The sequence below is a fragment of the Streptomyces sp. NPDC091280 genome (genome assembly GCF_044768565.1).
Lineage (GTDB): Bacteria > Actinomycetota > Actinomycetes > Streptomycetales > Streptomycetaceae > Streptomyces.
In genome coordinates this window covers 62,990-87,920 of sequence record NZ_JBIVUZ010000009.1, presented here as the reverse complement: position 1 = coordinate 87,920, position 24,931 = coordinate 62,990, and the positions used below count along the sequence as shown (strand labels likewise).

General features: G+C 71.3%; 24 protein-coding genes and 1 riboswitch. Of the genes, 20 read left to right on the top strand and 4 right to left on the bottom strand.

The annotated features are described in order from the left end of the window. Positions 1-3: 3 nt before the first annotated feature. The gene (locus ACIQPR_RS26545; RefSeq protein ID WP_403652914.1) at positions 4-744 is read right to left on the bottom strand and encodes a GntR family transcriptional regulator; all 741 of its coding nucleotides are present in this window, start codon (positions 742-744) and stop codon (positions 4-6) included. Positions 745-970: 226 nt separating this feature from the next. Here ACIQPR_RS26545 and ACIQPR_RS26540 point away from each other — a divergent pair, with 226 nt between their 5' ends. The 5 genes from ACIQPR_RS26540 to ACIQPR_RS26520 all read left to right on the top strand — a co-directional run bounded on the left by ACIQPR_RS26540 (position 971) and on the right by ACIQPR_RS26520 (position 6,651). Continuing rightward, positions 971-2,128: an ABC transporter substrate-binding protein gene (locus tag ACIQPR_RS26540; RefSeq protein WP_403652911.1), complete on the top strand. Its 1,158-nt coding sequence runs from the start codon at positions 971-973 to the stop codon at positions 2,126-2,128. Then, positions 2,125-3,024 (top strand): ABC transporter permease, encoded by a 900-nt coding sequence (locus tag ACIQPR_RS26535; protein WP_403652908.1) that lies wholly within the window; start codon positions 2,125-2,127, stop codon positions 3,022-3,024. The genes ACIQPR_RS26540 and ACIQPR_RS26535 overlap by 4 nt, the downstream gene beginning before the upstream one ends. Next, positions 3,009-3,827, top strand: coding sequence for an ABC transporter permease (locus ACIQPR_RS26530; protein WP_403652905.1), 819 nt, complete (start codon positions 3,009-3,011; stop codon positions 3,825-3,827). Before ACIQPR_RS26535 ends, ACIQPR_RS26530 begins: the two co-directional genes overlap by 16 nt. A 3-nt stretch (positions 3,828-3,830) precedes the next feature. Next, positions 3,831-4,913 carry an ABC transporter ATP-binding protein gene (locus ACIQPR_RS26525; protein WP_403652901.1) on the top strand — a complete coding sequence of 361 codons (1,083 nt, stop codon included), beginning with the start codon at positions 3,831-3,833 and terminating at the stop codon, positions 4,911-4,913. A 244-nt stretch (positions 4,914-5,157) separates the two neighbouring features. After that, positions 5,158-6,651 (top strand): HAD-IA family hydrolase, encoded by a 1,494-nt coding sequence (locus ACIQPR_RS26520; RefSeq protein WP_403652899.1) that lies wholly within the window; start codon positions 5,158-5,160, stop codon positions 6,649-6,651. A gap of 5 nt (positions 6,652-6,656) precedes the next feature. Here ACIQPR_RS26520 and ACIQPR_RS26515 read toward each other — a convergent pair whose 3' ends face one another. Beyond that, complete coding sequence (locus tag ACIQPR_RS26515; protein ID WP_403652896.1) at positions 6,657-7,532, bottom strand: DUF1963 domain-containing protein; 876 nt, start codon at positions 7,530-7,532, stop codon at positions 6,657-6,659. Between the two features lie 222 nt (positions 7,533-7,754). Between ACIQPR_RS26515 and ACIQPR_RS26510 the strand changes: the two genes are divergently transcribed. Further along, a complete protein-coding gene (locus tag ACIQPR_RS26510; RefSeq protein WP_403652893.1) occupies positions 7,755-8,543 on the top strand; it encodes a carbon-nitrogen hydrolase family protein in 789 nt (262 codons plus the stop codon). Positions 8,544-8,632: 89 nt separating this feature from the next. Next, entirely contained in the window at positions 8,633-10,348 is a 1,716-nt protein-coding gene (locus ACIQPR_RS26505) for a flavin monoamine oxidase family protein (protein ID WP_403652890.1), read from the top strand. A gap of 92 nt (positions 10,349-10,440) precedes the next feature. Here the strand turns inward: ACIQPR_RS26505 and ACIQPR_RS26500 are convergent, their stop codons facing one another. Further along, positions 10,441-11,127, bottom strand: coding sequence for a DUF5995 family protein (locus tag ACIQPR_RS26500; RefSeq protein ID WP_403652889.1), 687 nt, complete (start codon positions 11,125-11,127; stop codon positions 10,441-10,443). Between the two features lie 147 nt (positions 11,128-11,274). Between ACIQPR_RS26500 and ACIQPR_RS26495 the strand changes: the two genes are divergently transcribed. From ACIQPR_RS26495 to ACIQPR_RS26485, 3 genes are all read left to right on the top strand, one after another. Then, complete coding sequence (locus ACIQPR_RS26495; RefSeq protein WP_403653941.1) at positions 11,275-12,381, top strand: glycoside hydrolase family 6 protein; 1,107 nt, start codon at positions 11,275-11,277, stop codon at positions 12,379-12,381. A gap of 114 nt (positions 12,382-12,495) precedes the next feature. Next, positions 12,496-13,761 (top strand): alginate lyase family protein, encoded by a 1,266-nt coding sequence (locus ACIQPR_RS26490; RefSeq protein WP_403652886.1) that lies wholly within the window; start codon positions 12,496-12,498, stop codon positions 13,759-13,761. 98 nt (positions 13,762-13,859) lie between these two features. Further along, positions 13,860-14,324: an acyl-CoA thioesterase gene (locus ACIQPR_RS26485; RefSeq protein WP_403652883.1), complete on the top strand. Its 465-nt coding sequence runs from the start codon at positions 13,860-13,862 to the stop codon at positions 14,322-14,324. Here the strand turns inward: ACIQPR_RS26485 and ACIQPR_RS26480 are convergent. Next, on the bottom strand, positions 14,284-15,495 hold the full coding sequence (locus ACIQPR_RS26480; RefSeq protein ID WP_403652880.1) for an MFS transporter: 1,212 nt from the start codon (positions 15,493-15,495) through the stop codon (positions 14,284-14,286). The genes ACIQPR_RS26485 and ACIQPR_RS26480 overlap by 41 nt on opposite strands. A 203-nt stretch (positions 15,496-15,698) precedes the next feature. Between ACIQPR_RS26480 and ACIQPR_RS26475 the strand changes: the two genes are divergently transcribed. The 10 genes from ACIQPR_RS26475 to ACIQPR_RS26430 all read left to right on the top strand — a co-directional run bounded on the left by ACIQPR_RS26475 (position 15,699) and on the right by ACIQPR_RS26430 (position 24,877). Further along, positions 15,699-17,048, top strand: coding sequence for an ROK family transcriptional regulator (locus ACIQPR_RS26475; RefSeq protein ID WP_403652878.1), 1,350 nt, complete (start codon positions 15,699-15,701; stop codon positions 17,046-17,048). 212 nt (positions 17,049-17,260) lie between these two features. Beyond that, a riboswitch (FMN riboswitch) is annotated at positions 17,261-17,391 on the top strand. A 150-nt stretch (positions 17,392-17,541) separates the two neighbouring features. After that, positions 17,542-18,144 (top strand): riboflavin synthase, encoded by a 603-nt coding sequence (locus tag ACIQPR_RS26470; RefSeq protein ID WP_403652875.1) that lies wholly within the window; start codon positions 17,542-17,544, stop codon positions 18,142-18,144. Then, complete coding sequence (locus ACIQPR_RS26465) at positions 18,141-18,785, top strand: nicotinamide riboside transporter PnuC (RefSeq protein WP_403652872.1); 645 nt, start codon at positions 18,141-18,143, stop codon at positions 18,783-18,785. The genes ACIQPR_RS26470 and ACIQPR_RS26465 overlap by 4 nt, the downstream gene beginning before the upstream one ends. Beyond that, the gene (locus tag ACIQPR_RS26460; protein ID WP_403652869.1) at positions 18,782-20,071 is read left to right on the top strand and encodes a bifunctional 3,4-dihydroxy-2-butanone-4-phosphate synthase/GTP cyclohydrolase II; all 1,290 of its coding nucleotides are present in this window, start codon (positions 18,782-18,784) and stop codon (positions 20,069-20,071) included. Before ACIQPR_RS26465 ends, ACIQPR_RS26460 begins: the two co-directional genes overlap by 4 nt. Positions 20,072-20,101: 30 nt before the next feature. Next, entirely contained in the window at positions 20,102-20,587 is a 486-nt protein-coding gene (ribH, locus tag ACIQPR_RS26455; RefSeq protein WP_399122321.1) for a 6,7-dimethyl-8-ribityllumazine synthase, read from the top strand. Positions 20,588-20,621: 34 nt separating this feature from the next. Next, the gene (locus ACIQPR_RS26450; RefSeq protein ID WP_018534786.1) at positions 20,622-20,894 is read left to right on the top strand and encodes a phosphoribosyl-ATP diphosphatase; all 273 of its coding nucleotides are present in this window, start codon (positions 20,622-20,624) and stop codon (positions 20,892-20,894) included. Positions 20,895-20,948: 54 nt separating this feature from the next. Then, positions 20,949-21,806, top strand: a complete 858-nt coding sequence (gene hisG, locus ACIQPR_RS26445; protein ID WP_403652866.1) for an ATP phosphoribosyltransferase — start codon at positions 20,949-20,951, stop codon at positions 21,804-21,806. 50 nt (positions 21,807-21,856) lie between these two features. Further along, the gene (locus tag ACIQPR_RS26440; RefSeq protein ID WP_403652863.1) at positions 21,857-22,300 is read left to right on the top strand and encodes a PH domain-containing protein; all 444 of its coding nucleotides are present in this window, start codon (positions 21,857-21,859) and stop codon (positions 22,298-22,300) included. Between the two features lie 175 nt (positions 22,301-22,475). Beyond that, the gene (locus tag ACIQPR_RS26435) at positions 22,476-23,810 is read left to right on the top strand and encodes a hemolysin family protein (protein WP_403652860.1); all 1,335 of its coding nucleotides are present in this window, start codon (positions 22,476-22,478) and stop codon (positions 23,808-23,810) included. After that, on the top strand, positions 23,807-24,877 hold the full coding sequence (locus ACIQPR_RS26430) for a hemolysin family protein (RefSeq protein ID WP_403652857.1): 1,071 nt from the start codon (positions 23,807-23,809) through the stop codon (positions 24,875-24,877). The genes ACIQPR_RS26435 and ACIQPR_RS26430 overlap by 4 nt, the downstream gene beginning before the upstream one ends. The last annotated feature ends 54 nt before the right edge of the window (positions 24,878-24,931 follow it).

The window sequence follows — 24,931 nt, the reverse complement described above, 5'->3', positions numbered from 1 at the left end:
GTCCTACTCCGCCGTCTTGCGGGCCAGCGCGTTGTTCCCGATCGAGTTGTGCACGCTGAAGGTCACCGCGTCCGAACGGTAGCGGTCGTCCGACCACTCGACGGGCCGTCCCTCTCGGGTGGTCGTCACCCGGCGGACCCGCAGCAGTGGGCTGGTCCGGCGGATGCCCAGCAGCTCCGCGTCCTGCGCGCCCGCCGCCACCGCGTCGATCACATGCTCGCCGTAGGCGAAGACCAACCCCGTGTCGTCGTACAGGCGTTGGGTGACGGACGGGCAGTCGGGCTCGATCGCCTCGACGGCGGGGGAGATCCAGTCGGCGTACACGGTCCGCTCCAGGAGGACCGGCTCGCCGTCCAGGCCGCGCACCCGCAGCACGTGCAACACCCGTGTCTTCTCGGCGAGTTGGAGGCGTACGGCGTCCTCGGCCGTGGCCGGGCGGTACTCCTGCTCGACCACGTGCCCGGTCGCCTCGCGCTCCATCGCGCGCGCCCACTCGGCGAAGCTGCGCAGTTCCGCGAAGCTCTGGCTGCGGCGGCTGGCCAGCACCATCCGGCGGGCGCCCTGGCGGGAGCCGATCAAGCCCTCGGCGGTGAGGGCGGCGACGGCCTGGCGGACCGTGCCGCGCGAGACGCCGTACTGCGCGGCGAGGTCCGTCTCCGCGGGCAGCCGGCTGCCGACTGTGTACTCCTCGCGGTCGATGGCTTTCCGCAGCTCGTCGGCGATCTCCTCGTGTCGCGCCGTCATGCTCCCCCTCCGGGTCGACCAGTGTGCACAGCGTGAGCAGCGTAGTCGAGTTGTCTCGGTGATCCGTGTCAGCCAGGAGTGTGCAGAGAAGAAGGGGTCACGGTTTCGCCAATGTTTACGAACAAGACACCATTGCCGGGCGTACTGAGGCCAACTTGTTCAGACAAGTTCTGAAGGACAAGTTCTCCGCTCTGCTCTAACCCAAGTGCGCACCCCTGGAGAGACCGTGACCGTGTCCCCGCCGAGAAACGCCGTCCTGGGTGGTTCCCTCGCCGTCGTCGCCGCGCTGGCCCTCAGCGCCTGCGGCGCCGCCCCGACCAACTCGTCGACCACCGCCGACGGCAAGAACGCCGCCACCGCCACCTCCGCCGCCGACTTCGGCGGGATGGACGCCCTGGTGAAGGCCGCCAAGAAGGAGGGCACGCTGCACATCATCGCGGTGCCCCGCGACTGGGCCAACTACGGCGCCATCATCGACGGCTTCACCAAGAAGTACGGCATCAAGATCACGGACGAGAACCCGGACGGCTCCAGCCAGGACGAGATCAACGCCGTCACCTCCCGCAAGGGCCAGGACCGTGCGCCCGACGTCCTCGACCTCGGCTCCTCCTTCGCGCTGAGCGCCGCCCAGCAGGGGCTGCTCGCGCCGTACAAGGTCGCCTCCTTCGACCAGATCCCCGAGGGCCAGAAGGACCCGAAGGGGCAGTGGTTCAACGACTACGGCGGCTACATCTCCATCGGCTGCGACGCCAAGCGTGTCAAGACCTGTCCGACCACCTTCGCGGACCTGCTGAAGCCGCAGTACAAGGGCCAGGTCGCCCTCAACGGCAACCCCACCAAGTCGGGTTCGGCCTTCGGCGGCGTGTACGCGGCGGCGCTCGCCAACAAGGGCTCCTTCGACGACATCCAGCCCGGCCTGGACTTCTTCGCCAAGCTGAAGAAGAACGGCAACTACACGCCCGTCGAGTCCACCCCGGCCACCGTCGAGAAGGGCGAGACGCCCATCTCCATCGACTGGGACTACCTCAACGCCGGTTACGCCGACGAGTTCAAGAGCAAGGGTCTCGACTGGAAGGTCTCCATCCCGACCGACGGCCAGTACGCGCAGTACTACTCGCAGGCCATCAACAAGGACGCCCCGCATCCGGCGGCGGCCCGCCTGTGGCAGGAGTACCTGTACAGCGCCGAGGGCCAGAACCTGTGGCTCAAGGGCTACGCGCGCCCGGTCCTGATGACCTCCATGGAGTCCGCCGGCACCCTCGACAAGACCGCCGCCGCCAAGCTCCCGCAGGTCACCGGCACCCCGTCGTTCCCGACCGAGGCCCAGCAGGCCAAGGCCAAGACCGTCATCGCGTCCGGCTGGGCGAAGGCCGTCTCCGGATGACGGCCACGCTCACGCGGGCCGACGTGGTCGCCGCCGCTTCCCCGAAGCGGCGGCGCCGCGTCCCCGGCTGGATCGCCGTGGTCCCGCTGCTCGTGTTCGTCGCGGTCGCCTTCGGGGTGCCCGCCGTCGCGATGCTGAACGGCGCCTTCACCGTCAAGGACCAGACGACGGGCGCCACTTCGTACAGCACGGCCAACCTCACCGACTCGCTCCAGGGTGCCTACCTCACCGCGCTGATCGGCAGCGTCAAGCTGTCCGCCGTCTCGGCCGCGCTGGGCACCCTCCTCGGCCTGCCGCTCGCGCAGGTCGTCGTCACCTCCCGCTTCCGCGCGCTGCGCGAGGCCGTCCTCACCGCGTCCGGCGTCCTCGCCAACTTCGGCGGAGTCCCGCTCGCCTTCGCGTTCGTCGCCACCCTCGGCAACGCCGGTGTGCTCACCACCCACCTCGGCCTCAAGAACCACGGCTGGGACCTCTACAGCTTCACCGGACTGGTCATCGTCTACCTGTACTTCCTCATCCCGCTGATGGTCCTCACCATCACGCCCGCCCTGGAGGGCCTGCGCACCCAGTGGCGCGAGGCCGCCCAGAACAACGGCGCCACCGGCGTGCAGTACTGGCGCCACATCGCCCTGCCGGTGCTGCTGCCCTCCCTGCTCGGCGGGTTCGTCCTCCTCTTCGGCAGCTCCTTCGCCGCGTACGCCACCGCCGCGGCCATGGTGGGCAGTTCGGTCCCGCTGGTCACCCTCCAGATCGCCGACGCCATCTCCGGCAACGTGCTGGTCGGCCAGGAGAACGTGGCCCTCGCCCTCAGCCTCGACATGGTCCTGGTCGCGGGCCTGGTCATGGCCGTGTACCTGCCCCTGCAACGACGGAGCGCGCGATGGCTGGACGCCTGAACCTCTGGCGGTGGGTCGTCCTCGGCCTCGCCGCCCTGTACTTCCTGGTGCCGCTCGCCGCGTCCGTGATCTTCACGGTCGACGTGCCCGGCGAGGGCGTCACCTTCGACGCCTACTCCCAGATCGTCTCCACCGACGGCTTCACCTCCAGCCTCTTGCTCTCGCTGGAACTCGCCGCCGCCACCATCGCCGTCGTGCTGCTCCTGATGGTGCCCGCCATGGTCGCGCTACGGCTCGGCGCGCCCCGGCTGCGCCCGGTCGTCGAGGTGATCTGCTCGCTGCCGCTGGTGGTGCCGCCGATCGCCTTCGTCGCCGGTATCGCCACGGTCCTGAAGTGGGGCCCCGACTACCTCTCCCGGACCCCGCTGTTCGAGACCTTCGTCGCCATCCAGAACCCGAGCTTCCCCTTCGTCCTCGTCCTCGCCTACGTCGTGATGGCGCTGCCCTTCGTGTACCGGGCGCTGGACTCCGGGCTGCGCGCGATCGACGTGAAGACCCTCGTCGAGGCCGCTCGCAGCTGCGGCGCCGGGTGGCCGCAGGCCCTGGTGCGAGCCGTACTGCCCAATCTGCGCGGGGCGTTGCTGAACGCCTCCTTCCTGACCCTGGCCCTGGTGCTCGGCGAGTTCACCGTGGCCCAACTGCTCGGCTTCCAGCCCTTCGCCGTGTGGATCTACAGCGTCGGCGGGTCCAACGCCCAGCTCTCCGTCGCCGTCTCCGTGCTCAGCCTGGTCGTCACCTGGGCACTCCTCCTCACGCTCGCCGGTGTCGGCGGCCGTGACAAAACCGCTTCGTCCCGGGGATGAACCATGACCGCCACCACGCTTGAGAAGACCACGACGGACAGCGCCGCCACCGTCGAATTCCGGGGCCTGCGCCGGGAGTTCGGCCCGACGGTCGCCCTCGACGGACTCGACCTGACCGTCAACCCGGGGGAGTTCCTGGCCCTGCTCGGCCCCTCCGGCTGCGGCAAGACCACCGCCCTGCGGATGCTCGCCGGGTTCGAACACCCCACCTCCGGCGAGGTGCTGGTCGACGGCAAGGACGTCACCGACGTGCCCGCGCACCGCCGCGACGCCGGGATGGTCTTCCAGTCGTACAGCCTCTTCCCGCATCTCAACGCGCTCGACAACGTCGCCTTCGGACTGCGCATGCGCAAGGTCCGTACGGCCGAACGGCGGTCCCGCGCGGCCGAGTTGCTCGACCTCGTCGGGCTCGGCGACAAGGGCGAGCGCTTCCCGCACCAGCTCTCCGGCGGCCAGCAGCAGCGCATCGCGCTGGCCCGCGCGCTCGCCCTGCGCCCGCGCGTGCTGCTCCTGGACGAGCCGTTGTCCGCGCTCGACGCCAAGGTCCGGCTGTCGCTGCGCGAGGAGATCCGCCGCCTTCAGCAGGAACTCGGCATCACCACCCTCTTCGTGACGCACGATCAGGAAGAGGCCCTGTCGATCGCCGACCGGGTCGCCGTGATGCGTGCCGGAAAGCTCGAACAGTGCGCCGCCCCGGCCGAGTTGTACGGCCGGCCCGCGACCGCGTTCGTCGCCGAGTTCGTCGGCACGATGAGCCGCCTCCCGGGACGGCTCACGGACGGGCTCGTCGACGTGCTCGGCGGACAGCGGCTTCCGGTCGACGGCGCGGCCCCGGCCGGACCCGACGTCGACGTGCTCGTGCGCCCCGAGGCCATCGACGTGCGCGCCGACGCGACCGGTGACGGGCGTGTCGTGGGAACCGCCTTCCTGGGCGCGGTCGTTCGCGTCACGGTACGGCTCGGCGACGGCACCGAGGTCAAGGCCGACCTGCCCACGCACGAGGCCGCCACACTCGGTGCCGGAGCCGCCGTGACGGTGTCGCTGCCCGAACGGCCGGTCCTCGTGGCGGAACGCATCAACCCCTAGGCCGTGTCCGCGAAGTCCCGCCTGCCTCGCGACGCCCGGCACGCACGCTCGCCGCACCGCCCGAAAGCCCAAGTACGCCCAGTACGAGGACTTCCGGGCGGCACTCCCCCAGCCTCCGGCCGGGGGACCCCCAGCGCACGCACCGGACGCCGCGAGACCCGCCCTCCGGGCGAACGACGGGACTTCGCCGACACGACCTAGGGCCGTACGCGCCCCCGTAGTGCCTGTACTGAAAGAGAGAAACGTGACCCCCCACACCCAACTCCCGCTCCAGGCCGTCCTGTTCGACATGGACGGCACGCTCGTCGACACCGAGCGGCTGTGGTGGGAGGCGGTGGAGCAGGTCGCGGGCAGATCCCTCACCGAGGCCGACCAGCCGGAGGTGCTCGGCCGCCCGGTCGAGCACACCGCCGACTGGCTCGCGGCGGCCACGGGCGCCTCGCCGACGGACCTCGCGAGCGCCCTGCACCGGGAGTTCGCCGCCCGCGTCCGCACCGGCATCGTGCCCCGCCCCGGCGCGCTCGACCTCCTCGACGCCCTCGCCCGCGACGGCGTCCCCACGGCGCTCGTCACCGCCTCCCCCCGCGCGGTCGCCGACACCGTCCTCGACGCCCTCGGCGCGAGCCGCTTCGCCGTCTCCGTCACCGCCGACGACACCGGGGCCACCAAGCCCGCCCCCGACCCCTACCTCGCCGCCTGCCGCGCCCTCGGCGTCGACCCGGCGGCCTGCGTGGCTGTCGAGGACACCCAGACCGGCGTCAGCTCCGCCGAGGCGGCCGGCTGCGCGGTCCTGGCCGTACCGTCGCTCGCCCCGATCGACACGGCTCCCGGCCGGACGGTACGGGCGAGCCTGACCGGGATCACCCCGGCGGACCTGCGCGCGATGGTGACCTCCGGCACGGCACCCGAACTGCGCGTGCTGAGCTGGAACCTCTGGCTCGGCGGCAGCAAGGTCGACGACCACCGCGCCAAGCAGCTCAAGGTCGTCGCGGAGACCGGCGCGGACGTGATCGGTCTCCAGGAGACCGGCGGCACCGCGGCCCAGGAACTCGCCGAGGCGCTCGGCTGGCACCACCACCGGGCCGGCGAGAACCTCGGGATCATCAGCCGCCACCCGATCACGGCCCGCTTCGGCGACCCCGACGTCGGCTTCTACGGCGCGGCCGGGGTGCGGATCGCCGTGGGGGAGGGCCGTGAGGTCGACCTGTGGACCTGCCACCTCGACTACACGCCCTACGGCCCCTATGAGTCCGCCTTCGACGGGCTCCCGGCCGCGGAGCTGATCGCCCACGAGGACGTTCGGCTCGCCCAGATGCGGGACGCCCTCGGGCGGATCGCCGAGGCGGGCGACGAGGCGGTGCCCGTCGTGCTGGTCGGTGACTTCAACTGCCCCTCGCATCTGGACTGGCCGGATGTCGAGTGGCCGGTGACCAGGGCGGCGGCGGACGCGGGGCTGCGGGACTCGTACCGGGAGGTCCACCCGGACCCGGTGGCCGAGCCCGGGCACACCTGGTCGCCGATCCATCCGGTGCACGAGGACGGCAGCGGGCGGGCCGAGCCGCAGGACCGGATCGACTACGTCCTGTACCGGGGGCTGACCGTGCTGGACTCCCGGACGGTCGTGGTCGGGACGCCCAGTGCGTGGCCGGACGTCGCGTCGAACTGCTGGCCCTCCGACCACGCGGCCGTCCTCACGGTGTTCGCGGTGCCCCGCGCCCCGGTGCGCCGCCGCCCGTAGCGGGGTCAGGGGTTCCAGAAGAACGACACGTGCGCGCGGTCGAAGCGGCGCTCGGCCAGATCCTGGCGCGGGATCACCCAGTGCAGGGTGGAGCCCTCGCGGCCGGTCAGGCCGATGTCCCATTGGGCCAGGAGGGTCCACTCGTCGGGCGCGGGCAGCTCCGCGCTGTCACCCCGGTGCCGGCGCCCCTCGTCCGCGTCCGCCGCGGCGTCCGTGACCGGGTCCGTCTCCGTGCACTCGTGGAAGGCGTACCCGCCGATGTGCAGGGGGCCGTCCACGGCGACGCCGCCGTAGGTCTCCTGCCAGACCTCCGCCAGGTCCCAGGCGCGGGGGTGGCCGGGAAGCGTGATCGTCTCGCCGCCGGGCTCCGGGGAGGGGGCCAGGAAGTGGTGCGGCAGGGAGATGTCGGGCGCGAGCCGCAGCTCCTGCTGCGGGAACTGCTCGTGGACGGCGAGCGCGTCGGTGGCGTCGAAGCCGTCGCCCTCCTCGCCGAAGACGTGGGGGTACTTCACGCTCCGCTCCTCGACGGGTGTTCCCCCGGGGACGTACACGACCTCGCCGGCCGTGCCGCCGTAGTACGTCATCTCGGGGAAGCCGAAGAGCAACAGGTGGCCCTCGGGCGGTAGTCGGAGGCCGGTCGTCTCCTCGGGGAGGGCCGCGCAGTCGAGGGTCGCGAGCAGCGGGAACCAGGGGTCGGGGGCGTCGGCGGGCAGCAGCAGCGGCCCGCCGAACCGGCCGACGACCGGCCCGTCCCCGCCGGTGACGAGGGTCGCGGACGGACGGGCCAGGCCGATCCACCGCTCGACGTCCTCGGCCGGTATCCCGCGCCCCAGTGCTTCCGCGCGGAAGGGGGCGAGCCGGTCGACCAGGTCAGGATTCATGGGCGGAAACCTACGCCGGGGGTCTGACAGCCGGTTCCCCGCACCGGGGACGGCCGCACTGACCAGGCGCGCAACGAATCGCCGCCCCACCGCACCCGCACGCAACAAACCGCTCACCGGCACGCAACAGCTTCTTCTTGTCCGGCCCGGCCCCCGGCCGTACCGTCTAGGTGGGCCCCGATAGGTGGCTCTTCAACCTTTTCGTACCGGTGAGGACCACGCATGCGCACCGCCCTGCTCCAGAGCTCCGGCCGCCCCGGCTCCGTCGTCGAGAACCTCAAGGTCCTCGACGAGGCGGCGGGCCGGGCCGCGGCCGGCGGTGCCGGGCTGCTCGCCGCGCCGGAGATGTTCCTCACCGGCTACGCGATCGGCGACGACGTCGACCGCCTCGCCGAGCCCGCGGACGGCGACTCCGCCGACACCGTCGCCGAGATCGCCGGCCGCCACGGACTCGCCATCGCCTACGGCTACCCCGAGCGCGACGGCGAGTCCGTGTACAACTCGGCCCAGCTCATCTCCGCCGAGGGCACCCGCCTGGCCAACTACCGCAAGACCCACCTCTTCGGCGACTTCGAGCGCGCCCACTTCACACCCGGCGAACAGCCCGTCGTCCAGGCCGAGTTGGCCGGCCTGACCATCGGCCTGATGATCTGCTACGACGTCGAGTTCCCGGAGCCGGTCCGCGCCCACGCCCTCGCCGGCACCGACCTGCTGCTCGTGCCCACGGCGAACATGCACCCGTTCGAGTTCGTCGCCGAGTCCCTGGTCCCGGTGCGGGCCTGGGAGAACCAGATGTACGTGGCGTACGTCAACCGCATCGGCCAGGAAGGGGAGTTCGAGTTCTACGGCCTCTCCACACTCGCCGGTCCGGACGGAGTCGCCCGCACCCGCGCGGGACGCGGCGAGGAACTCCTCCTCACCGACCTGAACCCCGGGCTCCTGGCCGACTCCCGTGCCGCGAACCCGTATCTGACGGACCGCCGCCCCGGCCTCTACGGGTCCCTGTCCTGAATTCCCCCCGCCTTCCCTGCACTTGTGCGTGTTCTTGCTCTTGTGCCTGTGCCTGTTCTCGTTCCTGTTCCGCAAGGAGTTCCGTCCCCATGACGTCCACGGTGCCCAACGCCGTCCAGCACGCCGACGAGCGGCAGCCGCCGATCACCATGTTCGGGCCGGACTTCCCCTACGCCTACGACGACTTCCTCGCCCACCCGGCGGGCCTCGGCCAGATACCCGCGACCGAGCACGGCACCGAAGTCGCGGTGATCGGCGGCGGGTTGTCCGGCATCGTGGCCGCCTACGAGCTGATGAAGATGGGCCTCAAGCCCGTCGTCCACGAGGCCGACCGGATCGGCGGCAGGCTGCGCACCGTCGGCTTCGAGGGCCCCGGCACCGAGGAACTGACCGCCGAGATGGGCGCGATGCGCTTCCCGCCCTCCTCCACCGCCCTCCAGCACTACATCGACCTGGTGGGACTTGAGACCCGCCCGTTCCCCAACCCCCTTGCGGAGGCCACCCCTTCGACGGTGGTCGACCTCAAGGGCGAGTCCCACTACGCGCGGACCGTCGACGACCTCCCGCAGGTCTACCGCGATGTGATGCACGCCTGGAACGCCTGCCTCGAAGAGGGCGCCGACTTCTCCGACATGAACCGCGCCATGCGCGAACGCGACGTCCCGCGCATCCGCGAGATCTGGTCGAAGCTGGTCGAGAAACTCGACAACCAGACCTTCTACGGCTTCCTCTGCGACTCCGAGTCCTTCAAGTCCTTCCGGCACCGCGAGATCTTCGGCCAGGTCGGCTTCGGCACCGGCGGCTGGGACACCGACTTCCCCAACTCGATCCTCGAAATCCTGCGCGTCGTCTACACCGAGGCCGACGACCACCACCGGGGCATCGTCGGCGGCTCCCAGCAACTCCCGCTCCGCCTCTGGGACCGCGAGCCGCAGAAGATCGTCCACTGGCCCCACGGCACCTCGCTCGCCTCCCTGCACGTGAACGGCGAGCCGCGCCCCGCCGTGACCCGGCTCCAGCGCACGGCGGGCAACGGCATCACGGTCACCGACGCGGCCGGGGACATCCGCACCTACCGCGCGGCGATCTTCACCGCCCAGTCCTGGATGCTGCTCTCCAAGATCGCCTGTGACGACTCGCTCTTCCCGATCGACCACTGGACGGCGATCGAGCGCACCCACTACATGGAGTCCTCCAAGCTCTTCGTCCCGGTCGACCGGCCGTTCTGGCTCGACGAGGCCGTCGACGACCGGGGCGAGCCGACCGGCCGGGACGTCATGTCGATGACCCTCACCGACCGAATGACGCGCGGGACCTACCTCCTGGACAACGGCCCGGACAAGCCCGCCGTCATCTGCCTCTCGTACACCTGGTGCGACGACAGCCTCAAGTGGCTGCCGCTGTCCGCCAACGAGCGGATGGAGGTCATGCTGAAGTCGCTCGGCGAGATCTATCCGAAGGTCGACATCAGGAAGCACGTCATCGGCAACCCGGTGACCGTCTCCTGGGAGAACGAGCCCTACTTCATGGGCGCGTTCAAGGCCAACCTGCCCGGCCACTACCGTTACCAGCGCCGCCTGTTCACCCACTTCATGCAGGACCGGCTGCCCGCCGACAAGCGGGGCGTGTTCCTCGCGGGCGACGACATCTCCTGGACGGCGGGCTGGGCCGAGGGCGCCGTCCAGACCGCGCTGAACGCCGTCTGGGGCGTCATGCACCAGCTCGGCGGCGCGACCGACCCGACCAACCCGGGCCCGGGAGACGTCTACGACGACATCGCGCCGGTCGAACTCCCGGAGGACTGAGGCTCCTTGAGAGCTGCGGCTGGCTGAGGACCGAAGCTCGCCGCTGACCGAAGTTCGCCGCTGACCGAGGGGGGTCGCGGCCTTCGGCCGGGTCAGTCGGGCAGCGGCGTGAGTAGCATCCGGCCCGCGAGCCCCACCGCCGCGTCCAGCCGCTCGGTGAACTCCTCGGCGACATCGGGCAGTCCGCGCAGCGCCCACAGGGCCCGGGCCGCCGTCCAAGTGGCGTCCCGGGCGCGCTCCAGGCTCCACGAGCCGAGCAGATGCGTCAGCGGATCGGCGATCTGGAACAGGTCGGGGCCCGGCATCAGCTTCTCGCGGATCCGCTCCTCCAGCGACACGAGGAGATCACCCACGCGGTCGAACTCGTCCTCCAGGTCGGCCGGTTCGCAGTCGAGCGTACGACAGGTGTCCACCACGGCGAGCGCGAGATCGTGGCCGATGTGCGCGTTGATGCCTGACAAGGCGAACTGCAACGGACGTACGCCGGGATGGCGGCGCAGCTGGAACAGCGGTCGCCAACAGGCGGGCGCCCGGCGCCCGTCGGTGACCGCGTCGACGGCCGCCAGATAGCGTTCCGCGAACCGTACGTCCAGCGTGATCGCGGCCCGCGCGTCCGTGAACCGCCCGGCGTCGACGCTCCGGTCGACCGCCTCCGTGACCGCGAGGTAGACGCGGTTGAACACGGCGACCCCGTCCCGCGCGGGCAGCTCCTCGTCGAGCGCGCGCAGCCGGGAGACGACCTTGTCCACGGGTGTCGTGAAGTGTGCCAATTGCCCCATGGGGGCAGCGTCCCAGTCCTAGGCTGACCGAGGTGCGGGCGGGCCCGACACTTCCCCAGAACGGGGGAACGGGCGCGGCGCGCGGGAGGGGGCGGCGTGTCGGGGAGGCGTGGCCGGCGGCGCGGGCGGACCGCCCGGCGGGGCGTGCTGGTCATGGCCGCGTCGGTCGTGGTCGCGGTCGGCACCGTGACCGGGATGATCAAGGCCCTGGACGACGGGCGCACCGCACAGGCGGCACGGCCCGACGCGACCGGGGCGACCCTGCTGGTGCCACTGCCCGATGTGCCCTCGGTGTCGAACTCCCCGTCCGTGAAAGCGAGTTCGTCCGCCCGTCCGACGAAGAGCGGCCCGACCGCCACCGCACGCGCGCCCCACCGAACCGCTGCCGCCGCTCCCCGCCTCTACCGCCACCCGGAGTCCCAGGTCCTCGACTGGGTCCGCGCCCACCCCGACGACCCCCGTACCGAGGTCATAGCCTCCCGGATCGCCGACCGGCCCGCGGCCGTGTGGTTCGCCGACTTCACGCCGTCGACGATCACCTCCCGGGTCCGCGCGGTCACTTCGGGCGCCGCGGCCCAGGACCGGGTGCCGGTCGTGGTGCCGTACGCGATCCCGGACCGGGACTGCGGCGGGGCCTCCGAGGGCGGTGCGGACGACTTCGCCGCGTACGACGCGTGGATCGACGCCTTCGCGGCGGGGCTGGGCTCCGGCGAGGTGGTCGTGATCCTGGAACCGGACTCCATAGCTCAGGCGGACTGCCTCTCCGAGGCCCAACGCGCCGACCGCTTCAGGGCGTTGGCCCGCGCGGGCCGCGTCCTGAAGGCCGCCGACCCGAAGGCCCGCGTGTACTACGACGCGGGCCACTCCGACTGGAACCCGGCCGGACAGCAGGCGGCCCTGCTGCGGCAGGCGGGCGCGGCCTCCGCCGAGTCCTCCGACGGAGTCTTCAGCAACGTCTCGAATTTCCACGCCACTTCGGCCGAGATCGCCTACGACCGGCAGGTCCTCGACGCCCTCGGCGGTCCCGCGGGTCTCGGCGCCGTCATCGACACCAGCCGCAACGGCAACGGCGCCCCGGCCGACGGCCAGTGGTGCGACCCGGCGGGCCGCAGGATCGGCCGGGCGCCGACCCTCGACACGGGGGAGGCGCGGATCGACGGCTATCTGTGGGTCAAGCTGCCGGGGGAGTCGGACGGTTGCAGGGGCGCGGCCGGCACCTTCACGGCGTCGTACGCCTACGACTTGGCGCGCTGACACCCGTCCCCGTACGTGAATCCGGTCCGGACCATTGTCATGTCCGGCGCATGGTCTTACGCTCGCACGGTTCCATTCATGAACTGGGTTCATATGCATGATTGGAGTTGATGGATGAGCGCCAGATCCCGCCTCGGTGTCGTCCTCGCGGCCGTGAGCGCGCTGACAGTCGTCCTTGTCCCCTCCGCCGCCGCGCACCCGGCGCCCGCCGTCCCGAGGACCGCCGTCCTCGACGGCGCCCGCCTCCAGCAGACCAAGCTCCGCCTCGACCACGGCGACCCCCAACTCCGGCGCGCCCTGCGGAACTTGACGACCCGCGCCGACAACTGGCTGCACCAGGGCCCCTGGACGGTCGTCGACAAGCCGAAGCCCGCCCCCGGCGGCGATGTCCACGACTACCTGAGCCAGGCCCCGTACTGGTGGCCCACGACCGCCCCGACCGCCGACAACCCCTGGGGCTGCCCGTACGTCCAGCGCGACGGACAGCGCAACCCCGAGGTCGACACGGGGACCGACCGCCAGGACGTCGAGAAGGTCTTCGACTCGACCTACGACCTCGCGCTCGCCTGGTACTACACCGGCGACAAGCGCTACGCGCGCAAGGCCGACCAGGTCCTGCGCACCTGGTTCCTCGACCCCGGCACCAGGATGAACCCCAACCTGAACCACGCCCAGTTCATCCCCTGCAAGTACGACGGCCGCGCCATCGGCATCATCGACTTCTCGCAGTCGTACACCAGCGTCCTGGACGCCGTCGCGATCCTCGGCACCGGCGCGCCGGGCTGGACGAAGACCGACCGCGCGGCGATGGCGGGGTGGAACTCCGACTTCCTCGGCTGGCTGCGGAACAGCGCCTTCGGCAAGGAGGAGGGAGCCGCCGCCAACAACCACGGCACCTTCTACGACATGGAGTTGGCCGCCCTCGCGTACGCCACCGGCGACAAGGCGCTGGCCCGGCGAACCGTGCTGGACGCCCGCGCCAAGCGCATCGACGCGCAGATCGCGGGCGACGGCAGCCAGCCGCAGGAGCTTGCCAGGACCCGGAGTTGGCACTACTCGACCTTCGACCTGGTCGCGTACACCCGGCTCGCGGCCATCGGCCGGCATGTCGGCGTGAACCTGTGGACCTACCAAGGCCCGGACGGACAGGGCCTGTTGAAGGCGGTCGACTACCTGCTGCCCACTGCGACCGGCGCCGCCGCGTGGCCGTATCCGGAGCTGGAGTTCCACCGCTACGCGGCGAGCGACGTCGTCCACGCGGCGGCCGACGCGGGTGACGCGAGCGCGAAGGCCGCCGTACCGAAGCTGGAGACACCGCCCGGCGGCGATCTGTGGGCACTGCGTCCGGCGGCCGAGCAACTGGACTCGATCGCGGGCTGACCTGGGCCCTCTCGGACAGGGGTTCCTGAGCGGTTGCTTAGAATGGGGCGTCCCCACAGCCTCCACCGCCCCATTCAGCACCGCTCGGGAGCCCCGCAGTGACCGTCGAGAGCCCGTCCGCCACCCCCGCCGTCCTCACCCACGGCCGGCTCGTTCCCGTGACCGTCCACTTCGACGACCTCGACGCTCTCGGCATGCTGCACAACGCCCGCTACCCGCTCCTCGTCGAGCGGGCGTGGGCCGAGCTGTGGGAGGAGCACGGTGTCCGGTTCGACGGCGACTGGGCGAGCGCGGGCGACGCCTGCAACGTCGTGAGGGAACTGCTGATCAGTTACGAGGCGCCGGTCACCAGCCCCGGCGCCTACGCCGTCCACCTGTGGCTCGACCGGCTCGGCCGCACCGGCCTGACCTACGGGTTCCGGCTCTGCTCGGCGGACGGCTCGACGACGTACGCGACCGGTACCCGGGTGCTGGTCCGGCTGGATGCCGGGACGCTGCGCCCCGCGCCCTGGAGCGAGGCGTTCAGAGCTGCCGGTCGGGCACTGCTGCGCCCGGAGCGCTGATCCTCGGGCGGTCCCGGTCCCCGGCGCGCAGCACCCCCGCGAACACCGCGAGCCCACCCGCCAACACCGTGACCAGGCAGAACGACACCACCAGGCTCGTCGCCTGCGCGACCCCGCCGATCATGCTCGGCGCGATCAGCCCGGAGGTGTAGGTGATCGTCGCCACGCCCGCGATGGCCTGGCTCGGGTTCGGCCCGCTGCGACCCGCCGCCGCGAAGCACAGCGGTACGACCACGGCGATGCCCAGACCGAGCAGCGCGAAGCCGGCCATCGCCAGCCCCGGACCGTCCGCCGCGACGATCAACAGCCCGCCGCCCACGGCCAGGACCCCGCCCGCACGGACCGTACGCACCGAGCCGAAGCGGTTCACCACCGCGTCGCCCACCAGCCGGGCCACCGCCATCGTCAGCATGAAGCCGGTCGTCGAGGCCGCCGCGAGCCCGGCCGACGTGCCCAACTGGTCGTGCAGGTACACCGCGGACCAGTCCAGGCTGGCCCCCTCCGCGAACACCGCGCAGAAGCCCACCGCGCCGATGAGCAGCGCCGACCGGGGCGGCAGCGTGAACCGGGGCGGAGCCTCCTCCTCCACGCCCGGCTGGATGTCCAGCACCCAGCGGCAGGCGGTGACGCCGAGCGCGGTGAGAATCACGGCCGCGACGAGATGGTGCACGCGCGCGTCCGAGCCGAGGTGCGCGGCGAGGGTGCCGCCCGCCGAGCCGATCAGCGCACCCGCGCTCCACATGCCGTGCAGACTCGACATGATCGACTTGTCGAGGAGCCGCTCGACCTCGACCCCCAGCGCGTTCATCGCGACATCGGCCATGCCCGCGCTCGCCCCGTACGTGAACATCGCCAGGCACAGGGTGACCAGGTTCGGCGCGAGGGACGGCAGGACCAGGGACATGGTCCACAGCGAGATCAGCCCGCGCAGCGCCGCCCGGCTGCCGAAGCGGTGCGTGATCCAACCGGCCAGCGGCATCGAGCAGGACGCGCCGAACGCGCCGAAGGCGAGCGCGAATCCGAGCCAGCCGGCGGCGACATGCGCGTGCTCCTGGATCCACGGCACCCGGGTCGCGAACGAGCCGGTGACCGCGCCGTGCACGGTGAAGACGGCCGCCACGGCGTACCGCGCGCGCTTCACCTCGCGTCGGTCGTAGACCACTTCGCTCATCGTTCCGGCCCTCCCGCTGTTCCGATTCCCGTCCCCGCCCTCAGCTGCGTCGCGTAAACTATCAGGAACCCTGCCTGATAGATAGAGTGCCCGATACGGAGACGTACCGGTGGACAGGGATGTACCGGTGGACAGCGGCGCATCGGTAGGCGGAGACGCACCGGCGGCCCGTCGCGCGCCCTCGATCTGGGAGGATTCCCGGCATGCCCGCATCCCCGAGCACCGCCCGGGCCATCAACGACCGGCTCGCCCTGCGGCTCCTGCAGCGCGAAGGCCCGCTGACGGCAGGGCAGTTGAAGCAGCTCACCGGACTGTCCCGGCCCACCGTCGCCGACCTCGTCGAGCGCCTCACGGCCTCCGGACTGATCGAGATGGTCGGCGAGTCGGGGGCCCAACGGCGGGGCCCGAACGCCCGGTTGTACGGCATCGTCGGCGACCGCGCCCATCTCGCCGCGCTGGACGTGCGCCTGGAGGGCGTCTCCGTGCTCGTCTCCGACCTGGTCGGTCGGGTCCTCGCCGAGGCCTCCGTGCCGATCGACGCCGACGCGGGGACGGGCCTGGCGGTGGAACAGGCCGTCGCCCTGGTGGAGCGGGCCGTGAAGGAGGCGGGGACCCGGCCGACCAGGCCCGAGGCGGCGGGAGTTCGGGGACCCGGGGCCGTGCGCGAATGGGGCAGTCTGCACACGGTGGGCATCGGCGCGCCCGGTCTGATCGACCCGGCCACCGGCGAACTCCGCGACACCACCGGCCTGCCCGCCTGGCACCGCAGCCTGGTCGGCGCCCTTCAGGAGCGGCTGCCCGACGCCCGTGTCGTCGTCGAGAACGAGACCAACCTCGCGGCCCTGGCCGAGATGCGCGACGGCGCGGCCCGGGACCGGGACACCTTCGTCCTTCTCTGGCTGGACATGGGCGTCGGCGCCGCCGTGGTCCTGGACGGCGCGGTGCGCAGGGGAGCGTCCGGCGGCGCGGGCGAGATCGGCTTCCTCCCGGTGCCGGGCACCCGGGGCCACCCCTCGGCGACGGACTGCGAAGGCGGCTTCCACTCGCTGGCCGGGTCCGCCGCGGTCCTCGAACTGGCCCGGGAATGCGGGGTGTTGGGCGTGGCAGGCGCGGGGGAGCGGGCCACCGCGGCGGGGGTCGTGCGGTGGGCGGTCGCGACCGTGGCTGTGACTGTGGCGGACGGGGATGCCAGGGATATTCGGGCTGCCGGGGATGTCGGGGCTGCCGGGGTCGAGCCGCCGGTCGTCCCGGGAGGCGCCCCCGCTGCCGGGAGGATGCGCGCCTGTGCCGTCCGCTTCCTGGACGCCCTCGCCGAGCGGCTGGCCCTCGGTGCCGCCTCCGTCGTCGCGCTGCTGGACCCCGGGTGCGTGGTCCTCGGTGGCGAGGTCGGACAGGCCGGCGGTGCCGACCTCGCCGTACGCGTGGCCGGGCGGATCGCCAGCATGTCGCCGCTGCCCACGGAGGTGCGCCACAGCGTCCTCGGCGATGCCGCCGTGCTGCGCGGCGCGCTGCTCATCGCGCAGGACGGCGCGCAGGACGAGCTGTTCGGCTGAGAGGTCCGGCGGTGGGCAAGGGCCGTCGTCACCACCGCCGGACCGGTTCGGGGGAGTCCTGGCCGGAGTCCGTGCCCCGGAAAGGACTAGACCAGATGATCCAGCAGGTGAGGGCCCCTTGAGAAGTCCATGGACGCTCTCTGTGAGCCAGCCCACACGCTTCACCTGGATGGACCCTCGCCGGGCGTGGCACACTTGCCCTGTACCAGAAGCAGCGCACTCCGGGGTCGGTGAAAGTCCGAACCGGCGGTTACAGTCCGCGACCCGTCCGCTTCCAGCGGCCGGTTGACCAGGTGAAATTCCTGGACCGACGGTTAAAGTCCGGATGGGAGGCAGTGCGCGGCGGGCGGGCATTCGTGCGCGCCGCCGTATCGGTCCGTCCTGCGTGGACGGGTTCTGTCCGGCGTCGCTCAAGGTGCTTCCGTTCGTCTCATTCTGTCGTCTTCGACAGGCCCCGGAGTCCGTGCCCCGATGTGGCAGGAGGACCCGGGAAGTGTTCACCGGAATCGTCGAAGAGCTGGGTGAGGTCACCGCCGTCGAGAGTCTCGACGACGCCTCCCGCTTCCGTCTGCGCGGCCCGATCGTCACCGAGGGCGCGAAGCACGGCGACTCCATCGCCGTGAACGGGGTCTGTCTCACCGTCGTCGAGCACGAGGGTGACGAGTTCACCGCCGACGTCATGGCCGAGACCCTGAACCGCTCCACCCTCGGCGCCCTCGCCGTCGGCTCCCGTGTCAACCTCGAACGCCCGATGGCCCTCGGCGCCCGGCTCGGCGGACACATCGTGCAGGGCCATGTCGACGGCACCGGCGCGGTGTTGGAGCGCAAGCCGTCCGAGCACTGGGAGCTCGTCAAGATCTCCCTCCCCGCCGACCTCACGCGCTACGTGGTCGAGAAGGGCTCCATCACCGTCGACGGCATCAGCCTCACCGTCGTGGACGCGGGCCCCGACTTCTTCACCGTCAGCCTCATCCCCACCACGCTCGACCTGACCACCCTCGGCCTCAAGCAGCCCGGCGACCCGGTCAACCTGGAGGTCGACGTCATCGCCAAGTACGTGGAGCGGCTGATGGGTTCACGCGAGGTGACCCCGTGAACTGGCTCAACTCCGAGGCCTTCGTCCTGTTCGGCCAGCACATCAAGTGGTCGGACATGATCGGCAATGTGATCGGGCTGATCGGCCTCGCCTTCGGCTGGCGGCGCTCCATCTGGAGCTGGCCCACCCAGTTCGTCTCCGGCGTGATCCTCTTCGCCGCCTTCGCGACCGCCCACCTCTCCGGCAGCGCCGGCAAGCAGATCGTCGTCATGGTCGTCGCGGTCTACGGCTGGTGGCAGTGGAACCGCGGCCGGGACGGCTCCGCCGACGGCCACATCACCCCCCGCTTCGCCACCTGGCGCGAGCGCGCGATCCTGGTCGGCGCCGCCGCCGCGGGCACGGTCGCGGTGGCCGCCCTCTTCAAGGCCTACCCCTCCCTGTCCTGGGACCCCTGGCCCGACGCCTACATCTTCGTCGGCACCATCGTCGCGATGTACGCCCAGGCCCGCGGCATGGTCGAGTTCTGGTTCGCCTGGCTCCTGGTCGACCTCGTCGGCGTCCCCCTCAACTTCGCCAACGGCTTCGCCTTCTCCGGCTTCGTCTACGTCATCTACGGCGCACTCGTCCTGTGGGGCATGCGCGACTGGTGGCTGCGCTCCCGCAAGGCCCCGCAGCCCGTCCTGGAAGGAGCGCCGGCATGACAGCGGCACCGATCCTCTACAGCACAGACGGTTTCGAGGACTTCTCGCTCGACCCGGTCGAGCAGGCCGTCGCCGACATCGCGGCCGGCCGCCCGGTCGTCGTCGTGGACGACGAGGACCGCGAGAACGAGGGCGACCTCGTCATCGCCGCCGAGAAGGCCACCCCCGAGATCATCGCCTTCATGATGAGCGAGTGCCGCGGCCTGATCTGCGCGCCCATGGAGGGCGACGAGCTGGACCGGCTCCGGCTCCCGCAGATGGTCGAGGACAACACCGAGTCGATGAAGACCGCGTTCACCGTCTCCGTGGACGCCTCCGCCGCCCACGGCGTGAGCACCGGCATCTCGGCCGCCGACCGCGCGACCACGCTCCGGCTGCTCGCGAGCGGCACCACCGGGGCCGACGACTTCGTCCGCCCCGGCCACATCTTCCCGCTGCGCGCCCGCTCCGGCGGAGTGCTGGTCCGCAACGGCCACACCGAGGCCGCCGTGGACCTCGCCCGCCTCGCGGGCCTGCGCCCGGCCGGCGCGATCGTCGAGATCGCCGGCGAGGACGGCCGGATGCTCCGCCTCCCCGAACTGATCCCGTTCGCCCGCAAGCACGGCCTGACGATCATCTCCATCGAGGACCTGATCGCCTACCGGCAGACCGCCGAACCGACCGTCCGCCGCGAGGCCGAGACCCGACTGCCCACCGCCCACGGCGAGTTCAAGGCCTACGGCTACCGCTCCACGCTCGACGGCGTCGAGCACGTCGCCCTCGTCCACGGCGAGCTCGGCGACGGCGAGGACGTCCTGGTCCGGGTCCACTCCGAGTGCCTCACCGGTGACGTCTTCCACTCCCTGCGCTGCGACTGCGGCCCCCAGCTGGAGGCCTCCATGGAGCGCATCCAGGAGGAGGGCAGGGGAGTGGTGGTCTACCTGCGCGGCCACGAGGGGCGCGGCATCGGTCTGCTCTCCAAGCTCCGGGCGTACGAACTCCAGGAGCGCGGCCGGGACACCCTCGACGCCAACCTCGAACTGGGCCTGCCCGCCGACGCCCGGGACTACGGCGCGGGCGCGCAGATCCTGGAGGACCTCGGGGTGCGCAGCCTGCGCCTGATGACCAACAACCCCGACAAGACCGACGCGCTCGTCCGGCACGGCCTCAAGGTCACCGGCCGGGAGCCGATGCCCGTACAGGCGGGCGAGCACAACCTCCGCTATCTGCGCACCAAGCGCGACCGGATGGGCCACGACCTGCCCTGGCTGGACACGGCCCCCGTGTCCACCTGCGGCAACCAGTAACCAGCGAGAGAACGACGAGGAGAGACGTACGTGAGCGGCAAGGGCGCACCGGAACTGTCCGTACGCAACGTCGGGGACCTGCGGGTCGCCGTCATCGCGGCACAGTGGCACGAAAAGGTGATGGACGGTCTGGTGGACGGCGCCCTGCGCGCCCTGCACGACCTGGGGATCGACGAGCCGACCCTGCTCCGGGTCCCCGGCAGCTGGGAACTCCCGGTCGTGGCAAAGGTGTTGGCGGGCCGGGGCTACGACGCGATCGTCGCCCTCGGTGTCGTCATCCGGGGCGGGACCCCGCACTTCGAGTACGTGTGCCAGGGCGTCGTCCAGGGCCTCACCCAGGTCTCGGTCGAGACCGGCGTCCCGGTCGGCATGGGCGTGCTGACCTGCGACACCGAGGAGCAGGCCCTCGACCGGGCCGGTCTCGCGGGCTCGAACGAGGACAAGGGGCACGAGGCGGTGACGGCGGCCGTGGCGACGGCGGCCACCCTCCGCTCAGTATCTGAACCATGGCGTTAAGCCCACGATTGTTTGCAATAGGGTGGGCAGCACCATGTCCAATAAGACGTTCGAGGAGCTTTTCACCGAGCTCCAGCAGAAGGCCGCCACCGGCGACCCCGCCACTTCCCGCACCGCAGAGCTGGTCGGCAAGGGGGTCCATGCCATCGGCAAGAAGGTCGTAGAAGAGGCCGCCGAGGTCTGGATGGCCGCCGAGTACGAGGGCAAGGAGGCGGCTGCCGAGGAGATCTCGCAGCTGCTCTACCACGTCCAGGTGATGATGGTCGCCCGCGGAATCTCGCTGGACGACGTCTACGCCCACCTGTAGAACCAGTTCCGACACCCACCCGTTTCACGCATTCACGCAAAGGAAGCCGACCTCATGCTGCGCATCGCCGTCCCCAACAAGGGTTCCCTGTCAGGACCTGCGGCGGACATGCTGCATGAGGCCGGCTACCAGCAGCGGCGGGAGTCCAAGGACCTGCGGATCGTCGACCCGGTCAACGAGGTCGAGTTCTTCTACCTCCGCCCCCGCGACATCGCGATCTACGTCTCCTCCGGCCGCCTCGACATCGGCATCACCGGCCGCGACCTGCTCATCGACTCCGCCGCCTCCGCCGAGGAGATCCTCCCGCTCGGCTTCGCCCGCTCCACGTTCCGCTTCGCCTCCAAGCCCGGCGCGGCGAGCGGCCTGGAGGACCTCAAGGGCAAGACGGTCGCCACCTCGTACGAGGGCATCGTCGCCAAGCACCTCGCGGACAGCGGCATCGACGCCTCCGTCGTCCACCTGGACGGAGCCGTGGAGACCGCCATCGAACTGGGCGTCGCCGAGGTCATCGCGGACGTCGTCGAGACCGGCACCAGCCTGCGCAACGCGGGCCTTGAGGTCTTCGGCGAGCCCATCATGAAGTCCGAGGCGGTCGTCATCCGCCGCAAGGACGCGCCGACGGACGACACCGCCGAGCCCAAGGTCCAGCAGTTCCTGCGCCGCCTCCAGGGCGTCCTGGTCGCCCGGACGTACGTGATGATGGACTACGACTGCCGGGTCGAGCAGCTGGAGAAGGCCGTCGCGCTCACCCCCGGCCTGGAGTCCCCGACCGTCTCCCCGCTGCACAACGAGGGCTGGGTCGCGGTCCGCGCGATGGTCCCCGCCAAGGAGGCCCAGCGGATCATGGACGACCTGTACGACATCGGCGCCCGGGCCATCCTGACGACGGCCATCCACGCCTGCCGTCTCTGAGCGACCCACCGAGCGACACACCGAGGAACAGGCCGAGGACCACGCCGATCATGTCCGAACTCCCCGCCCTGCCGGTCACGTTCCGGCCGGGCCGTACCCGTGCCGTGCTGCTGACCGCGGGCGTCGCGATCTTCGTCGTCATCACGACCGTCGCGCTGCTCCTGGAACAGCTCACCCCGGGGGAGAAGCTGAGCTTCGTTTTCACCGGCGCCCTGCTCTTCGGCGTGCTGGCCGTGCTGGCGCGGGTGAAGGTCGTCGCCGACGAGTCCGGAGTGACCGTCGTGAACATCGTCAGCAGGCGCCGACTGGAGTGGGCCGAGATCCTCCGGGTGAATCTGCGCCCCGGCGACCCCTGGGTGTTCCTCGACCTCAACGACGGCACCAGCCTCCCCGTGCTCGGCATCCAGCCGGGCATCGCCAAGGAGCGGGCCATCGCGGACGCGCGCGCTCTGCGGGCGCTCACCGAGGCCCACTCGACAAGGGATCTGCCGTAGACGGCCATGTCTTGATTAATCTGTTCGCGGTGGCGTTTTTCGTCGCGCCTCCGCCACTGATGCTCCCCCCGGTCTTCAGAGGCCCCCTGCTACCCGAGGAGTGACTCCCTCCAGCGATGGACGGATCGTCCTGTAGTACCTGCGCCGCCCCCTCCCGACATATCGAGGCGGCGGCATGACCATCCCCCTGCTGCTCCTCGGAGCGGCGATCCTGCTGATTCTGGCCAACGGCTTCTTCGTCGCGGCCGAGTTCGGGCTCGTCACCGTGGAGCGTCCCGAGGCCGAGAAGGCCGCCGCCGAGGGCGACCGACGGGCCGCCACGGTCGTCGAGTCGCTCAAGGAGCTGTCCTTCCAGCTCTCCGGCACCCAGCTCGGCATCACCATCACCTCCCTGGTCGTCGGCATGCTCGCCGAACCGGCCCTGGCCCAGCTGCTGCACGGCCCGTTCAGCGCGATCGGCATCCCCGAGGGCGCCGTCTCCGGTGTCGCCGTGGTCGTCGGCATGCTGCTCGCCTCCGCCGTGCAGATGGTGATCGGCGAACTCGTGCCCAAGAACTGGGCGGTGTCGCGGCCCTTGCAGGTCGCGCGCTTCGTCGCCGCACCGCAGCACGCCTTCGCCCGGCTGTTCCGCCCGGTGATCGCCGCGCTGAACACCGTCGCCAACCGGCTCGTCCGCGCCCTGGGCGTCGAGCCCGCCGAGGAGCTGGCCTCCGCCCGCACCCCCGGCGAACTGGTCTCCCTGGCCCGCCACTCCGCGCAGGCCGGCGCCCTGGAACAGGACACGGCCGACCTCTTCGTCCGGACCCTGTCGCTGGGCGAGCTGACCGCGCAGCACGTCATGACCCCGCGGGTGAAGGTCAGCGCGCTCCAGTCCTCGGCGACCGCCGAGGACGTGGTCAACCTGACCCGCGCCACCGGTCTGTCCCGCTTCCCGGTCTACCGGGAGAAGATCGACGAGATCATCGGCATGGTCCACCTCAAGGACGCCCTGGCCGTGCCCGCGCACGCCCGGCTCCGCACCCCCGTCACCGGCATCGCCAAGTCCCCGGTGCTGGTCCCCGAGACCCTGCCCGTCCAGCCCCTGCTGGCCCGGCTGCGCAGCGAGCAGCCGATCGCCGTCGTCGTCGACGAGTACGGCGGTACGGCCGGAGTGGTCACCCTGGAGGACATCGTCGAGGAACTCGTCGGCGAGGTCCGCGACGAGCACGACGGACAGGACCTGCCCGAACTCGCCGCCGTGGCGCCCGAGGACGGGAAACCCGCCTGGGACGCGGACGGCAGCTGCCGTGTCGACATCCTCCAACGCATAGGCCTGGACGTGCCCGAAGGACCGTACGAGACCGTCGCCGGACTGGTCGCCGACCTCCTCGGCCGCATCCCCGCCCCCGGCGACAAGGCCGAACTCCCCGGCTGGCGACTCTCGGTGCGCCAGGTGGGCCACTACCGCGCCGAGCGGGTCCGCCTGGTCCGCACGGCTCCCCCCGTGAACGTCATGGAGGCGGCCCGATGACCGTCCTCCAACTCCTCTTCGCCGTACTCCTGGTACTCGCCAACGGCTTCTTCGTCGGCGCCGAGTTCGCCCTCGTCTCCGTCCGCCGCAGCCAGATCGAACCCCTCGGCACGGCCCGCGCCCGCCAGGTCCTCTACGGCCTCGAACGGCTCCCGCAGATGATGGCCGCGGCCCAATTCGGCATCACCGTCTGCTCGTTGACGCTCGGCGCGGTCGCCGAACCGACGGTCGCGCACGTCCTGGAGCCGGTCTTCACCTGGATGCACCTGCCCGAGGGCATGATCCATCCCCTCGGCTACGTCCTCGCGCTGGCCGCCGTGGTCTTCTTCCACCTCGTCATCGGCGAGATGGTCCCGAAGAACCTCGCGATGGCCGCGCCGGAGAAGGCCGCGATGTGGCTCAGCCCCGGCCTGGTCGCCTTCGCCCGGCTCTGCAAGCCGATCACCGTCGCCCTCGGCGCCGTCGCCCAGGCCGTCCTGCGGCTGTTCCACGTGGAGCCCAAGGACGAGGTCGAGGCCGTCTTCACCAGCGAGCAGCTCAACCGCCTGGTGGAGGACTCGGGGCAGGCCGGCCTCCTCGACCCCGAGGAGCAGGAACGCCTGGAGGACGCACTGGAGTTGGGCTCCCGCCCGGTCACCGACGTCCTGCTGCGCCGCGAGAACCTGGTCACGGTCAGCCCCTCGGTCACCCCGGGCGAGATCGTCGCCCTCACCGCCCGCACCGGCTACTCCCGCTTCCCGATCGCCACGGAGACCGGCGCCTTCATGGGCTACCTGCATGTGAAGGACGTACTCGACCTGGAGGACTCCCAGCGGGCGGTGCCCCAGCAGATCTGGCGCCCCATGACGACGCTGCGCTCCGAACTCCCCCTGGACGACGCCCTCACGGTCATGCGCCGCGCGGCCACGCACCTGGCCCAGGTGGCGGACGCCGCCGGCAAGGTGCTGGGCCTGGTGGCGATGGAGGACGTACTGGAGCTGCTGGTGGGCGAGGTGACGGACCCGGCCCATCGAGAGGTACCGGCACAGCCACGAACGGCGGAAGTGAAAGAGACGGTACCGAGCTGACGCAGGTCCCCCTGCGCCCCGTTCTCAGGGGCGCGGGGCTGTGTCGATCCGCGG